The sequence below is a fragment of the Streptomyces fumanus genome (assembly GCF_014655295.1).
GTDB classification, from domain to species: Bacteria; Actinomycetota; Actinomycetes; order Streptomycetales; family Streptomycetaceae; genus Streptomyces; species Streptomyces fumanus.
Genome location: NZ_BNBI01000010.1, coordinates 360,694 through 373,144, shown reverse-complemented (window position 1 = coordinate 373,144; position 12,451 = coordinate 360,694). Strand labels below are relative to the sequence as shown.

Genomic DNA, 12,451 nt, shown 5'->3' with positions numbered 1-12,451 from the left:
GCTCCCAGTGGCGGTGCCCCGGTGCGGCACACCGTCCCTGACCCAGCGGCGCCGCGCCGTGCGCGCGGAAGATTCCCCGGTAGGGCGTCCGGTGGTGGACCCGCTGAACCTACCCGCCCCCGGCCGTCGCCTGTCAACAGCCGTGCCACCTGCGGGTCTGCCGCAGGTGGCCTGGTCAGCGGCGCGTGGGCGCGGGCGAGCGGGCCCCGTCCCGGGCGGAGACCGTCGCCCCGTCGGCGGCGCGCGTCACTCGCCCGGCCGTACGAAGACCGTCCGTCCGCCGACCACCGTGCGCAGACAGACGGGCAGGTCACGGCCGGGGGTGAGGTCCGGCAGACCGGGGGTGCCGGAGCGCGGGTCGGTGGACCAGCGGGCGACCCGGTCGTCGGGGGCCTGGACGATCAGCTCGCCGGTGCGCCACACGGCGTAGTCCGCGGGCGCGCCCGGCACCAGGACGCCCGCGTCGTCCCGGCCGACCGCGCGCCAGCCGCCGCGCGTGTGCGCGGTGAACGCGGCCCGCACCGAGACACGGTGCTCGGGGGTGCGGTGGAAGGCGGCGGCCCGCACGGTGCCCCACGGGTCGAGGGGGGTGACCGGGCTGTCGGAGCCGAACGCCAGCGGAACGCCGGCCCGCAGCAGGGCGGCGTAGGGGTTGAGGGTGCGGGCCCGGTCGGCGCCCAGGCGGCGGGCGTACATGCCGTCGTCGCCGCCCCACAGGGCGTCGAAGGCGGGCTGGACGGAGGCGGTCAGGCCGAGTTCGGCGAAGGCCGCGATGGTCTCGGGGGTGAGCATCTCGGCGTGTTCGACGCGGTGCCGGGCGGCGCGGACGCGGGCCGGGCCCAGCTTCTCGGCGGCCGCGCGGACGCCCTCGACGACGGTGCCGACGGCGGCGTCGCCGATGGCGTGGAAGCCCGCCTGGAGACCGGCCTCGGTGCAGGCGACGACGTGCGCGGCGACGTCGCCGGCGTCCAGGTGGGCGGTGCCGGTGTGGCCGGCGTCGGCGTACGGCCGGCTCAGGCAGGCGGTGTGGGAGCCGAGGGCGCCGTCCACGAAGAGGTCGCCCGCGGCGCCGGCCGCGCCGAGTGCGCGGGCGCGGTCGACGTCCCGTTCCGCCCAGTAGCCGACCACCCGGGGGCCGGGCTCCTCGGCGGCGAGCCGCAACAGGGCGGTCAGGTCGTCCTCGGAGGAGATCTCCGGCCCGGCGCACTCGTGGACGGTGCCGATGCCGAGGGAGGCGGCGTGCGCGAGCGCGGCCCGCTGGGCGTCGGCGCGCTGGGCCGGGGTGACGGCACCGAGGGCGGTGGCGCGTACGGCGTGGTGGGCGTCGCCGGTGAGCGGGCCGTCGGCGTCCGCCGGGGCGCCGGGGGCGAGGTCGAGCAGGGCGGTGGTGACGACCGCGGAGTGGACGTCGATCCGGCTGAGGTAGAGCGGGCGGCCGCCGGTGGCCGCGTCGAGTTCGGCGCGGGTCGGCGGGCGGCCCTCGGGCCAGGCGGAGGCGTCCCAGCCGTGGCCGAGCAGCACCCGGTCCGCGGGGCGGGCGGCGGCGAACTCCCGTACCCGGGCGAGGGCCGCCGCCAGGGTGGGCGCGTCGGACAGGTCGAGGCCGGTGAGGGCGAGGCCGGTCGCGGTGGTGTGCACATGGGCGTCGGTGAACGCGGGGGTCACCAGGGCGCCGTCCAGGTCGATCACCCGGTCCACGCCGTCCGCGAAGGCGTCCGCGGCGCCCTCCGAGCCCACCCAGGCGACCTGGCCGCGTTCGACCACCATGGCCGTGGCGAAGGGATCGGCGGGACTGTGGACCTCGCCGCGGCGCAGCAGGACGGTCTCGGTCGGGGCGCTGGACTCACTCATGGGCACCAGTTTCGCCCCTCGTCCCGCGCGCCCCGCGGGCAGGCCCGTCAGACGCGCGGCGGCCGGGCCTCGTACGGCGTGGAGAGCACCACCGTCGTCCGGGTGGACACCCCGGCCAGCGAGCGGACCCGGGCGAGGAGTTCCTCCAGTTCGTGGGGGGTGGCCACGCGCACCTTGAGGATGTAGTTCTCGTCGCCGGCCACGCTGTGGCACGCCTCGATCTCGGGGACGCCGGCCAGCCGGTCCGCGATGTCGTCGGGGGCGCTGGGATCGAACGGTTTGACGGAGATGAACGCGGTCATCGGCAGCCCGACGGCCTCGGGGTCGACCACGGCCGCGTAGCCGCGGATGACCCCGCGCTGTTCGAGCCGGCGCACGCGCTGGTGCACGGCCGACGTGGACAGGCCGGTGGCCTTGCCCAGGTCGGTGTAGCTCATCCGCCCGTCCTTGACGAGCAGGCGCACGATCTGTCGGTCCAGCTCCTCCATGGCGCAAGAACCTACAGGGCGTTTGATCTCCTCCGATACCTCAGCGGCCCAGGTCACCCCCGGTTCGTGATGTGCCGGGGTCCGGCCGGCCGGCCGGCGGGGACAAACGGGCCGCTCCGGACAGTCCGGACCGGCATGTGACGAACGCCACATCGTCCGGACGGTCTCCGTGATGTTCCCGTGATTACCCCCGAGGGGGGACGGGAAGTGCTTGCTGTGGTCGAGGCCGCAGTGCCTTCACGGCCCAGCCCGAGGGGGAGAATCCCATGCAGAGTCTTAAGCGCCCTGGTCGTACCGCGCCCAAGCGGCAGCAGCCGGTCGTCGAGTCCACGCCGGAGGGTGTCGAACCCGACGCCTACGACGAGGACGAGCTCGACGCCTACGACACCTTCGAGATGTACCGGGTGATCTGCCCGGACTGCGCGCAGCCCATCGCGCTGCTGGCGGACGAGGAGGTCCTGCCGGAGCACGCGCTGTGCGCCTCCCCGTGGAACCCGTTCGGGCTCACGGTCTGCGCCGGCACCGGCCGCCGCGCCTCGGACGCCCGTCCGGCGGACGAGTCCTTCGCGGTCCAGGAGCAGGACACCGCGCTGCTGCTGACGCTGCCGCAGGGCCTGGACTGGCGGACCCAGCCGTTCTCCCACGTCGGCGGGCCGGGCTCGCGCCCGATGCGGGTGCCGACGATGCGCCGGCAGGCCGCCTGACGGCACGGCCGTCCGGGCGGCACCCGCTGAACTGACGCGCGATTGCGTACGGCGGTGACCTGCCCGCGGCGTGGCGCGTTGCCCGGGTATGACCCCCACGTTCACGGTGACCGGGCAGCGGCGACGCCTGTTCGTCCCGGTGGTCGCGGGGCCGGTCCCGCCGGCACCGCCCCCTCCGGACCCGCCGATCTACCGCGAGTTGATGCGGATCTGGGCCGACCGCGGCCGCACCCTGCCGGGGCGCCACGACCCGGAGTGGGTGAGGCTCGCGGCGCCCCCGCGCGGACCGGGCGCGGTCAGCGTCCCTCGGGTCCCACCAGGTGACGGGCGATGACCATGCGCTGGATCTGATTGGTGCCCTCGACGATCTGCAGCACCTTGGCCTCGCGCATGTAGCGCTCGGCCGGGAAGTCGGCGGTGTAGCCGTAGCCGCCGAGGATCTGCACGGCGTCGGTGGTGACCCGCATCGCGGTGTCGGTGCAGTGCAGCTTGGCCATGGCGGCCTGCCGGGCGAACGGCCGCCCGGCGTCGCGCAGCCTGGCCGCCGACAGGTACAGCGCGCGCCCGGCCTCGATCTGGGTGGCCATGTCGGCGAGCATGAAGCGCAGTCCCTGGAAGTCGGCGATGGCCCGGCCGAACTGCCGCCGCTGGCGCGCGTAGCCCACCGCCTCGTCCAGGGCGGCCTGTGCGACGCCGATGGCGCAGGCGGCGATGCCCAGCCGGCCCGAGTCCAGCGCGGACAGGGCGATGGCGAAACCCTGCCCCTCCTCGCCGATGCGCCGGCTGTCGGGGACGCGGACGCCGTCGAGGTGGAGCTGGGCGGTGGGCGAGCCCTTCAGTCCCATCTTCTTCTCCGGCGCGGCGGCGCTCAGCCCCTCGGCGTCGGCGGGGACCAGGAAGGCGGTGATGCCGCGCGGCCCCTCCTCGCCGGTGCGGGCCATCACGGTGTAGAAGTCGGCGACGCCGCCGTGGGTGATCCACGCCTTGGTGCCGTTGATCACCCAGTCGCCGCCGTCGCGGACCGCCCGGGTGCGCAGCGAGGCGGCGTCGGAGCCGGAGGACGGCTCGGACAGGGCGTAGGCGCCGAGCAGTCCGCCGCCGAGGATCGCGGGCAGGTGCTCGACCTGCTGCTGCTTGGTGCCGTGGGCGGCGAGCGCGTAGGAGGCGAGGGTGTGCACGCTGAGGCCGAGGCCGACGGTGAGCCGGGCCGCGGCCAGTTCCTCCAGGACCTGGAGGTAGACCTCGTAGGGCTGGTCGCCGCCGCCGTACTCGGCGTCGTACGGGAGGCCGAGCAGGCCGGAGGCGGAGAGCAGGGTGAAGACCTCGCGGGGGAAGCGGCCGGTGTCCTCCTCTTCGGCCGCCCGGGGGACGATCTCCTGGCGCGCGATGTCGCGGACCAGTGCGATCAGGTCCCGTGCCTCGTCGGTGGGCAGTTGGCGGTCCACCAACTGCGGGGCGCGGTCGTGCATGGCGACGCTCTCCTCCCTGTCGGGCACATCGGCGGACGTGCGCCCTGGGTGGAGGCGGCTCCGCCTGGTCGTTCCAGCCCGGCCGGCGCTCGCGCCCTCCGGGTTGCGGAAAGCGGCTGACCAGCGGCTGTGCGCTGAGTATGCCCGATCGGAGGGGCCGAGTCACCAGTTAACGACCGCTTACTTCGGGAATTGTGCGGGGCGGCTCCCCGGGCCCGCGACCGCGGGCGCCCGCGCGGCAGGCACGGGGCGCCGGCCCTCGCGCCGGCCCTCTCGGCGACCTGCCGTGCCACCCTCGCCACGGCCCGCGCGCCGGTCACATCAGACCGAGCCGCACCACCAGCATCGCGATCACGGCGACCAGGATCCAGCCCAGGACGTGTTCCAGGATCTCCGGGCCGTCGTCCCGGGGGCCGCCGGTGCGGGCGCGGGCGGCGGTGGCGGTCTGTGCGGTCATGGCTTCTCGCAGGTCTCGGCGTACTGGACGGAACCCCCCGGCCGGTCCCCCGCCGGTGCGTCCACCTTGCCACCGAAATGCCCCGCCGCGGCCGAGATGTCCGTCACAGGGGACGGCCCCCGGCGGGTGCCGGGGGCCGTCCGGGCCGGTCGCGGAAGCCGGATTCAGCGCACGCCGACCGCCGCGAGCGCCTTGCGCTGGCGCGGGGTGGGGTGAGCCGGGAAGTACAGGTAGCAGACGCCGCCGGTGCCGGAGGCGACCTTGCCGGAGGCGTTGTACCGCTTGGTCCGCAGCCAGATGTTCTCGAACTCGCGCCGCTGGTAGACGCGGCGGACCTGCTCGTTGCTGTCCGAGGCCGGGTCGTTGGCGATCACGTCCCCGGTGGCGGTGAAGCCGATCACCGTCATCAGATGGCCCGAGGTGCCGTACCCGGCCCCGGTCAGCTCGGAGGCGAGGAAGGACTGGGACGTTATGGCCGGGATGCCGGCCGCGATCAGCGTCTCCAGGTCGGTGAGCGAGCGGAGCCGGGTGACCACGCCCTGGAGGCCGTCGAAGGTGGCCGCGTAGGCGGCGTTGAACGGCCAGTTGCCGCAGCCGCCGTACTGGTAGTCGTAGGTGGAGCGGGCCGCGTGGCAGACCTGCGGGTCGGCGTAGGACGGGTCGACCCAGGCGAGCTGCTCCTCGGTGAGCCGGCCGCCCCAGTACTCGATGATCATCTGCGAGGAGGTGGGGCTGCACCACGCCTCGCCGCCGTTGTCGTACTCCGGGTACTGGCCCTTGTGGATCTCCTGCGAGTAGCGCGGGACGGTCAGCTCCTGGGCGAGGCCGGGGGTGGAGGCCGGGACCGTGAAGCGGTCGGGGATGTCGGAGCCCATCGCGCCGAGCCGCCACACGGTCGGGGTGACGTCCGCGCCGGGCCGGCGGTAGAGGGTCAGCCGCAGCCGGTAGGAGGTCAGGCGCAGCCCGGTGGAGGCGTCGTCGATCGCGAAGGTGTCCGTCCAGACGCTGCTCCTGCCGTCGCCCTGGTCGTCGACCGAGGTGCGGCGGATGTCCTGGTCGCCGGCGGCCCAGCGGCCCATCACGTACCAGGGTGTGGCGGTGCCGTCGGAGTAGGTGCCCTTCAGCTCGACCTGGATCCAGGTGCCGCCGGGTGTGCGGGCGTTCCAGGAGGCGATCACCTCCGTCGCGGGCACGGCGAGCCGGTGGACGGGCGAGGTCCAGCGCGCGTACTCCCAGGCGGCGGTGGTGCCGGTGTGCGGATCGGTGTACTGGGTGGTCCCGGCGGGGGCGCCGATCACGACGCCGGGACGGGCGCCCGCGACCGCCCGGGTGCCGTCGGCGGCACCGCCGCGCCAGTCGCGGTACGTGGTCCAGGACCGGTAGTCGACCTGGCGGCCGGGGTCGCGGTCGGCGTCCGCGGCGCCGGTGCCGCCCTCGGCCGCGGGGCCGGCGGCGGTGGCACTGCCGGCGGCGGCCGGGACGGTGCCGCCGGCCACCGCGGCGGCCACCGCAGCGGCCAGGACTGTTCTGCGGGACGGCTGTTCGGCTCTGCTCATGGGCGGAAGACCCCCAGGTGTCCGAGTCGGGGCAGGTCCGGTTGCACGGTTGTGGGCCAACTATGGCCGCAGCCGCCCGCCGCTGCCAGCCATTTCGCCGTGCCGCGCCGGGAAAACGACGCCGCGGGGCAGCGGGTGCGGGGCCGGGCCCGGCCGCCGTTAGAGTGCTGGGCGACCGCACCTCCGTACCGCGCCCGCCCAGGAACCGTCATGCACGCTCTCGCCGCCCGGCTCCGCGCCCTGCCCCCGTCCTGCGGCCCGGTCCGTCTGATCGGGGTCGACGGGCACGCGGGCTCGGGCAAGTCGACGTTCGCCGGGAGGCTGGCGGAGGCGCTCGGCGGCGCTCCGGTGCTGCACCTGGACGACATCGCCAGCCATGCGGAGCTGTTCGACTGGACGGACCGGCTGCTGGCACAGGTGATCGAGCCGTTCGCCCGGGGCGGGGACGCCCGCTACCGCCCGTACGACTGGCGGGCCCGCCGCTTCGGCCCGCCCCGCCCGCTGCCGTGCGCTCCCCTGGTGCTGCTGGAGGGGGTCGGCGCCGGTCGCCGGGAGCTGCGGCCGCTGCTGGCCGCGCTGCTGTGGATGGAGATGCCCGCGGAACGGGCGTGGGCCCGGGGGCGGGCGCGCGACGGTGAGGAACAGCGGGAGTTCTGGGACGGGTGGATCCCGGCCGAGCGCGAGCACTTCGCCGATGACCCCACGCGCCCCCATGCACACCTGCTGGTGCGCCGGCGACCGGAGGGGTACGAGGTGCTGGACGGGCCCCCCGGGACGGGCCAGGACGGGCCTGTTCTTCACGGAGAGTGACGGACCGTCCGCGTTGTGGTGAACCCGTGAAGATCGCTGTTCGAGTGCGCCCCGCAGTGCCCCAACTCCGCTTGACCCGACGGCGGTACAGGTCTTACGTTCTCAATGTGCGGTTCCTCCGGAGCCGCCCGCAGACGCGAAGCCCCCGGTTGTTCCCCCGTGACCGGGGGCTTCGTTCTGCCCGCGGCCCGTTTCCGGGCGCCGCGTGCCGCCGGGCGCTCACCCACGGTCACCGCGCCCCCCGTGCTCCGTCCGCTCCCACCTCGTGAAACGTCCCTCACGGCACCCTTCGGAGGGCCGACCGGCGCGGGTACGATGCCTTCGGTGCGACCTTCCGACGACTGGTTCGCGCACCTGCAACTCCGGGCCGTGGCACAGCGGTTCAGCGGTCGGACCGACAGGCCGGCGGGCGACGGCCCGCCGGCGTACCGACGGGGGCGCGGCTTGTGGGGGACGTGATGGACTTCGGCACGCAGAGCCCGCCGGCCCCGGCCGACCTCGCCTGGCTGCGCGGCGTGGACGCCTACACGATGGGCGCCTACCCCCAGGCCGAGGAGGAGTTCCGCAGGGCGGTGCGCATCGACCCCGGCATGGCCGACGGCTGGCTCGGGCTGCACGCGCTGCGCGTCGACACCACGACCGCGCTGCTGCGGATGTTCCGGCACCGGGACCGCTTCGGCGAGCAGCGCGCCCGGCACCACCGCACCCTGAACTCCTGGTACTGGCTGGGCTGGTGGGTGCAGCCGGTGCTGGAGAGCCCCCGCGACCTGCTGCTCGCGCACGCCTCGCACTGGCTGGACGGCCGGCACGTCCCGGAGCTGGACCGGGCGCTGGCCTCCCTGCCGCCGGTGGACGCCGACCCCCAGGTGCGGTTCCTGCACGCCTGCCGCGCCTATCTCGTCAAGGACTGGGAGCAGTTGGTCCGGCACACCGACCCGCTGCTCGGCGATCCGCTGCTGGGCATCGAGGCGGGGCTCTTCGGCGGCATGGCCCGGGTCCGGCTGGAGATGTACGGGCAGGCCGAGCCGCTGCTGTCGGCGGCGCTGATGCGGTGCCGCAGCGAGCAGCCGCAGCGCAAGGAGCTGCGCTACTGGCTGGCCCGGGCGCACGAGGGCACCGGCCGCAGCGCCGCCGCCCTGCCGCTGTACCGGGCCGTGCACCGGGTCGACCCGGCGTTCATGGACACCGCGGCCCGCCTCGCGGCGATCGCCGAGGGCGACGGCTACGAGGACGCCGGCGACCTGGCCGCGTTCGCCCCGGCGGGCGGCGGGCAGGACGCGCCGGACGCCCCGGACGGGGGCCTGGACCCGCTGTTCGGCACCCCCGAGCGGGACCTGAAGCTGTCCGACCCCGAGCCGCCGGCCGCGCCCCTGGCCCCGGTCGCCGGCCGGCCGGTGCGGCAGCGGACGGCGGCGGCGGACCCGTCCCTGCCGGCCGGGCCCACCGACCCGGACCTGCTGGCCGAGGCGCTCGCCGAGCTGGAGCGGATGGTCGGCCTGGAGCCGGTCAAGCGCCAGGTCAAGGCGTTGTCGGCGCAGCTCAACATGGCGCGGCTGCGGGCCGGGCAGGGCCTGCCGGTCCAGCCGCCCAAGCGGCACTTCGTCTTCTCCGGCCCCTCCGGCACCGGCAAGACCACGGTGGCCCGCATCCTCGGCCGGGTCTTCTACGCCCTCGGGCTGCTCGGCGGCGACCACCTGGTGGAGGCCCAGCGCGCCGACCTGGTCGGCGAGTACCTGGGGCAGACCGCGGTGAAGGCCAACGAGCTGATCGACTCCGCGCTCGGCGGCGTCCTCTTCGTCGACGAGGCGTACGCGCTGTCCAACTCCGGCTACGGCAAGGGCGACGCGTACGGCGACGAGGCGCTCCAGGTGCTGCTGAAGCGGGCGGAGGACAACCGGGACCACCTGGTGGTGATCCTGGCCGGCTACCCGGAGGGCATGGACCGGCTGCTGGCCGCCAACCCGGGGCTCTCCTCCCGCTTCACCACCCGCGTGGACTTCCCCTCGTACCGCCCCCAGGAGCTGACCTCGATCGGCGAGGTGCTCGCCGCGGAGAACGGGGACGGGTGGGACGCGGAGGCCCTGGAGGAGCTGCGCTCCATCGCCGGGCACGTGGTCGAGCAGGGCTGGATCGACGAGCTGGGCAACGGGCGGTTCCTGCGGACGCTGTACGAGAAGAGCTGCGCGTACCGGGATCTGCGGCTGTCCACCTACCCCGGCACGCTGACCCGCGACGACCTGGCGACCCTGCGGCTGCCGGACCTGATGCAGGCGTACGGGGAGGTCCTGTCCGGGCGGGGGCCCCAGGACCCGCCCGGACTGTGAGGCCCGCGGGGCGGTCCGGCACTCCCGGGCCGGCGACCGGCTGATCCGGGCGGCCCGGACTAGAGGTCGATGACGACCTTGCCGCGGACGTGCCGGGCGGCCTGGAGTTCGACGGCCGCGCGGATGTCCTCGACGGGGTAGGCCGCCGCGATGGGCACCCGCAGGCGGCCCGACGCGACCAGGCGCGCGATGTCGTCGAGGGCGTCGGGCGCGGCACTGGCGCCGGTGGCAGCGGGCACGCCGTCGACCCGGCCCGCGATGGTGCAGATGCGGCCGTCCGGGACCCCCAGCTCACGGGCGGCGTCCACGGTGTCCGTGCCGTACAGGTCCAGGGCCGCGGTGACGGGGCCCCCACCGAGGCCGCGGACCCGGTCGGCCAGGCCCTCGCCGTACGCGACCGGTTCGGCGTCGAGGCTTCGCAGGTGCTCCGCCGACGACGGCGAACCGGTGCCGATGACGCGGGCGCCCGCGATCCGTGCCAGTTGGACGGCGAAGACGCCGACTCCGCCGCCCGCGCCGCCGATCAGTACCGTGTCGCCGGGACCGAGGCCGAGGACGTCGAGGGCGGCGGACGCGGTACTGCCCGCGATCGAGAGGGTGGCGGCGGTGCGGTCGTCGACGCCGTCCGGGGTGTGGTGCGCGACGCCGCCGGTGATGTCGCCGTCCGCTTCGATGACGACGTGGTCGGCGACCGCCCGGGACAGCGCCGTCCCGAACACGCGGTCACCGACCGCGTAGCCGCTCGCACCGGCGCCGACCTGGTCGACGACTCCGGCGTAGTCGGTGCCGAATCCGCAGGGCAGGCTCAGACCGAACCGTGCCGCGGTCCCGGCGTCGGAGGTCATGAACCAGTCCATCGGGTTCAGCCCGGCCGCCGACACCCGGACGCGGATCTGCCCGTCGCCCGCCCGGGGCGCGGGTACGTCCTTGAGTGCCAGGACCTCCGGGCCGCCGAACGAGTCGAGCAGGACAGCCCTGCTCCTGCCGTCCCGGGTCGCGTCGCCGTGCTGCCGCATGTCTTACCCGCTTCCTCGTGGTGGGTGGAGCCACCTGAAACGGACTACGCTCCACTTATGGCATCCAGCATAACCGGAGCGTGATCCGTTTGACGAACCCGAAGCCGAAGCCGAAGCCGCGGGCGACGCGGGCCGACGCCACCCGCAACCGCGATCAGCTCCTGGAGGTCGCCACCCGCGTGCTCGCCTCGCCCGGCGCCGAGACGTCCCTGCGTGCCATCGCCCGCGAAGCCGGCGTCGGCATCGCAACGCTCTACCGTCACTTCCCGACGCGGGAGTCCCTGGTGGAGGCCGTCTACCGGGACCAGGTCGTCCGCCTCACGCAGGGCGCCCGGGACCTGCTCGCCCACGAGGCCCCCGCCGTCGCGATGCGGCGCTGGATGGACCTCTTCGGCAACTGGATCGCGACGAAGAACGGCATGCTCGACACCCTGCTGGCCCTGATCGAGTCCGGCGCGGTCGGCCACGCCCGGACCAGGGACGAGCTGCTGAACGCCATTTCGACGATCCTCGACGCGGGCCGCGCGGCCGGAGACCTCCGGTCCGACGTCACCGCCGAAGAGGTCGCGGCCGCTCTGATCGGGATCTTCACCGTCGCGCACCAGCCCGGCCACGCGGTCACAGCCGACCGGCTCCTGGACCTCCTCCTCGACGGCCTCCGGCCCCAGGGGGTGCGACGGAAGCCCGACGCGTCGTGAGCCGCGTTGATACAGATCGTCAACTGATTGATTCTCACGGGTCTGGTCGCCGTCCCGGTCCTGCGCGAGGGTTCCCGGAGGACGACAGGCACACCCGCGAGAGAAGGAAACCCGCCCCTATGCGCGCCCTAGTGGTCGATCACAGTGAGGCCGGACCCGTCCGGTTCGCCGATGTAGAGGAGCCCGTGCCGTCCACCGGTGAGGCGCTGGTGGAGGTACGGCACATCAGTCTCAACTTCGGTGAGCTGAATTACGTGGAGCAGTGGCCGGCCGGCGCCGTGCACGGTCACGACGCGTCCGGCGTCGTGGTGCGCGCCGCGTCCGACGGCTCGGGGCCGCCCGAAGGCACCCGCGTCGCGGTGGGCATGGCTCCCCACGCGTGGGCGGAGCGGGTGGCGGTCGGCACCGCCTCGCTCGGCACCGTCCCCGAGGGCGTGGAGCTGGCCGACGCCGCCGCGCTGGGGATCGCCGGGGCCACCGCGCTCCGGGTGCTGCGCACGCGTTCCCTGCTGGCGCGCGATGTGCTGATCACCGGCGCCAGCGGGGGCGTGGGGCACTTCGCCGTCCAGTTGGCGGCGCTGGCGGGCGCCCGGGTGACGGCACTCGTCGGTTCGCCGGAGCGGGCCGCCGGGCTGCGTGAACTGGGCGCCGACCGGGTCCTGACCGGCTTGGCCGGGACCGAGGAACGGTTCGATCTCGTGCTGGACACGGTCGGCGGCCCGGTGGTGGCGCAGGCGTGGAGCCGTCTCGCCGAGGGCGGCACCGTGCACCTGGTCGGTCACTCCTCGGGGGAGGAGACCACGTTCCCGCCAGGGGACTTGTTCGGCTTCGGTGAGCCCCGGACCATCGCCACCTACGGCGACATGACGCCGACCGGCGGGGAGTTGACGGACCTGCTGGGCCTCATGGCCGCCGGGCGGCTCTCGGCACCGGTCGGGCTGCGCGGCGACTGGCGGGACGTGGGCGACGCCGTCCGGGCCCTGTTCGCGCGGACGGTGCACGGGAAGATCGTGCTCGACGTGGGCTGAAGCCGTGCACGAGGACACCTGGGTCGCCGACCGCCGGCGGCGGTTCGCGG

Annotated in this window: 12 protein-coding genes; 6 read left to right on the top strand and 6 right to left on the bottom strand. The window is 74.8% G+C overall.

Going from position 1 to position 12,451, the window contains the following annotated elements; genetic code table 11:
- Positions 1 to 246 precede the first annotated feature (246 nt).
- Together IE316_RS23850 and IE316_RS23845 are read right to left on the bottom strand one after the other, a co-directional pair.
- On the bottom strand, positions 247 to 1,851 hold the full coding sequence (locus IE316_RS23850) for an amidohydrolase (RefSeq protein ID WP_190206486.1): 1,605 nt from the start codon (positions 1,849 to 1,851) through the stop codon (positions 247 to 249).
- A gap of 47 nt (positions 1,852 to 1,898) precedes the next feature.
- Complete coding sequence (locus IE316_RS23845) at positions 1,899 to 2,339, bottom strand: Lrp/AsnC family transcriptional regulator (RefSeq protein WP_190206485.1); 441 nt, start codon at positions 2,337 to 2,339, stop codon at positions 1,899 to 1,901.
- A 266-nt stretch (positions 2,340 to 2,605) separates the two neighbouring features.
- Between IE316_RS23845 and IE316_RS23840 the strand changes: the two genes are divergently transcribed.
- Together IE316_RS23840 and IE316_RS36290 are read left to right on the top strand one after the other, a co-directional pair.
- On the top strand, positions 2,606 to 3,043 hold the full coding sequence (locus IE316_RS23840) for a hypothetical protein (protein WP_190206484.1): 438 nt from the start codon (positions 2,606 to 2,608) through the stop codon (positions 3,041 to 3,043).
- A gap of 88 nt (positions 3,044 to 3,131) precedes the next feature.
- A complete protein-coding gene (locus tag IE316_RS36290; protein WP_373311274.1) occupies positions 3,132 to 3,377 on the top strand; it encodes a hypothetical protein in 246 nt (81 codons plus the stop codon).
- On the opposite strand, the gene IE316_RS23835 is transcribed toward IE316_RS36290, so the two are convergent.
- From IE316_RS23835 to IE316_RS23825, 3 genes are all read right to left on the bottom strand, one after another.
- A complete protein-coding gene (locus IE316_RS23835; RefSeq protein WP_190206483.1) occupies positions 3,340 to 4,512 on the bottom strand; it encodes an acyl-CoA dehydrogenase family protein in 1,173 nt (390 codons plus the stop codon). The genes IE316_RS36290 and IE316_RS23835 overlap by 38 nt on opposite strands.
- Before the next feature lie 316 nt (positions 4,513 to 4,828).
- Positions 4,829 to 4,969 carry an SCO1431 family membrane protein gene (locus IE316_RS23830; protein ID WP_190206482.1) on the bottom strand — a complete coding sequence of 47 codons (141 nt, stop codon included), beginning with the start codon at positions 4,967 to 4,969 and terminating at the stop codon, positions 4,829 to 4,831.
- Positions 4,970 to 5,133: 164 nt separating this feature from the next.
- Complete coding sequence (locus IE316_RS23825; protein ID WP_190206481.1) at positions 5,134 to 6,525, bottom strand: C39 family peptidase; 1,392 nt, start codon at positions 6,523 to 6,525, stop codon at positions 5,134 to 5,136.
- Between the two features lie 210 nt (positions 6,526 to 6,735).
- On the opposite strand from IE316_RS23825, the gene IE316_RS23820 reads away from it, so the two are divergent.
- Together IE316_RS23820 and IE316_RS23815 are read left to right on the top strand one after the other, a co-directional pair.
- Positions 6,736 to 7,335, top strand: coding sequence for a uridine kinase family protein (locus IE316_RS23820; protein ID WP_190206480.1), 600 nt, complete (start codon positions 6,736 to 6,738; stop codon positions 7,333 to 7,335).
- A gap of 458 nt (positions 7,336 to 7,793) precedes the next feature.
- Positions 7,794 to 9,659, top strand: a complete 1,866-nt coding sequence (locus tag IE316_RS23815; RefSeq protein WP_190206479.1) for an AAA family ATPase — start codon at positions 7,794 to 7,796, stop codon at positions 9,657 to 9,659.
- A gap of 59 nt (positions 9,660 to 9,718) precedes the next feature.
- Here IE316_RS23815 and IE316_RS23810 read toward each other — a convergent pair whose 3' ends face one another.
- A complete protein-coding gene (locus tag IE316_RS23810) occupies positions 9,719 to 10,675 on the bottom strand; it encodes an NADP-dependent oxidoreductase (RefSeq protein WP_190206478.1) in 957 nt (318 codons plus the stop codon).
- Positions 10,676 to 10,755: 80 nt separating this feature from the next.
- On the opposite strand from IE316_RS23810, the gene IE316_RS23805 reads away from it, so the two are divergent.
- Together IE316_RS23805 and IE316_RS23800 are read left to right on the top strand one after the other, a co-directional pair.
- Complete coding sequence (locus tag IE316_RS23805) at positions 10,756 to 11,373, top strand: TetR/AcrR family transcriptional regulator (protein WP_229910530.1); 618 nt, start codon at positions 10,756 to 10,758, stop codon at positions 11,371 to 11,373.
- A gap of 119 nt (positions 11,374 to 11,492) precedes the next feature.
- On the top strand, positions 11,493 to 12,401 hold the full coding sequence (locus IE316_RS23800; RefSeq protein ID WP_190206477.1) for a zinc-binding dehydrogenase: 909 nt from the start codon (positions 11,493 to 11,495) through the stop codon (positions 12,399 to 12,401).
- Positions 12,402 to 12,451 lie beyond the last annotated feature (50 nt).

Coding starts and splice junctions, on each gene's coding strand:
- IE316_RS23815 (WP_190206479.1), top strand. CDS start 7,794: ATGGACTTCGGCACGCAGAGCCCGCCGGCCCCGGCCGACCTCGCCTGG.
- IE316_RS23825 (WP_190206481.1), bottom strand. CDS start 6,525: ATGAGCAGAGCCGAACAGCCGTCCCGCAGAACAGTCCTGGCCGCTGCG.
- IE316_RS23840 (WP_190206484.1), top strand. CDS start 2,606: ATGCAGAGTCTTAAGCGCCCTGGTCGTACCGCGCCCAAGCGGCAGCAG.
- IE316_RS23820 (WP_190206480.1), top strand. CDS start 6,736: ATGCACGCTCTCGCCGCCCGGCTCCGCGCCCTGCCCCCGTCCTGCGGC.
- IE316_RS23810 (WP_190206478.1), bottom strand. CDS start 10,675: ATGCGGCAGCACGGCGACGCGACCCGGGACGGCAGGAGCAGGGCTGTC.
- IE316_RS23850 (WP_190206486.1), bottom strand. CDS start 1,851: ATGAGTGAGTCCAGCGCCCCGACCGAGACCGTCCTGCTGCGCCGCGGC.
- IE316_RS23845 (WP_190206485.1), bottom strand. CDS start 2,339: ATGGAGGAGCTGGACCGACAGATCGTGCGCCTGCTCGTCAAGGACGGG.
- IE316_RS23835 (WP_190206483.1), bottom strand. CDS start 4,512: ATGCACGACCGCGCCCCGCAGTTGGTGGACCGCCAACTGCCCACCGAC.
- IE316_RS23830 (WP_190206482.1), bottom strand. CDS start 4,969: ATGACCGCACAGACCGCCACCGCCGCCCGCGCCCGCACCGGCGGCCCC.
- IE316_RS23800 (WP_190206477.1), top strand. CDS start 11,493: ATGCGCGCCCTAGTGGTCGATCACAGTGAGGCCGGACCCGTCCGGTTC.
- IE316_RS36290 (WP_373311274.1), top strand. CDS start 3,132: ATGACCCCCACGTTCACGGTGACCGGGCAGCGGCGACGCCTGTTCGTC.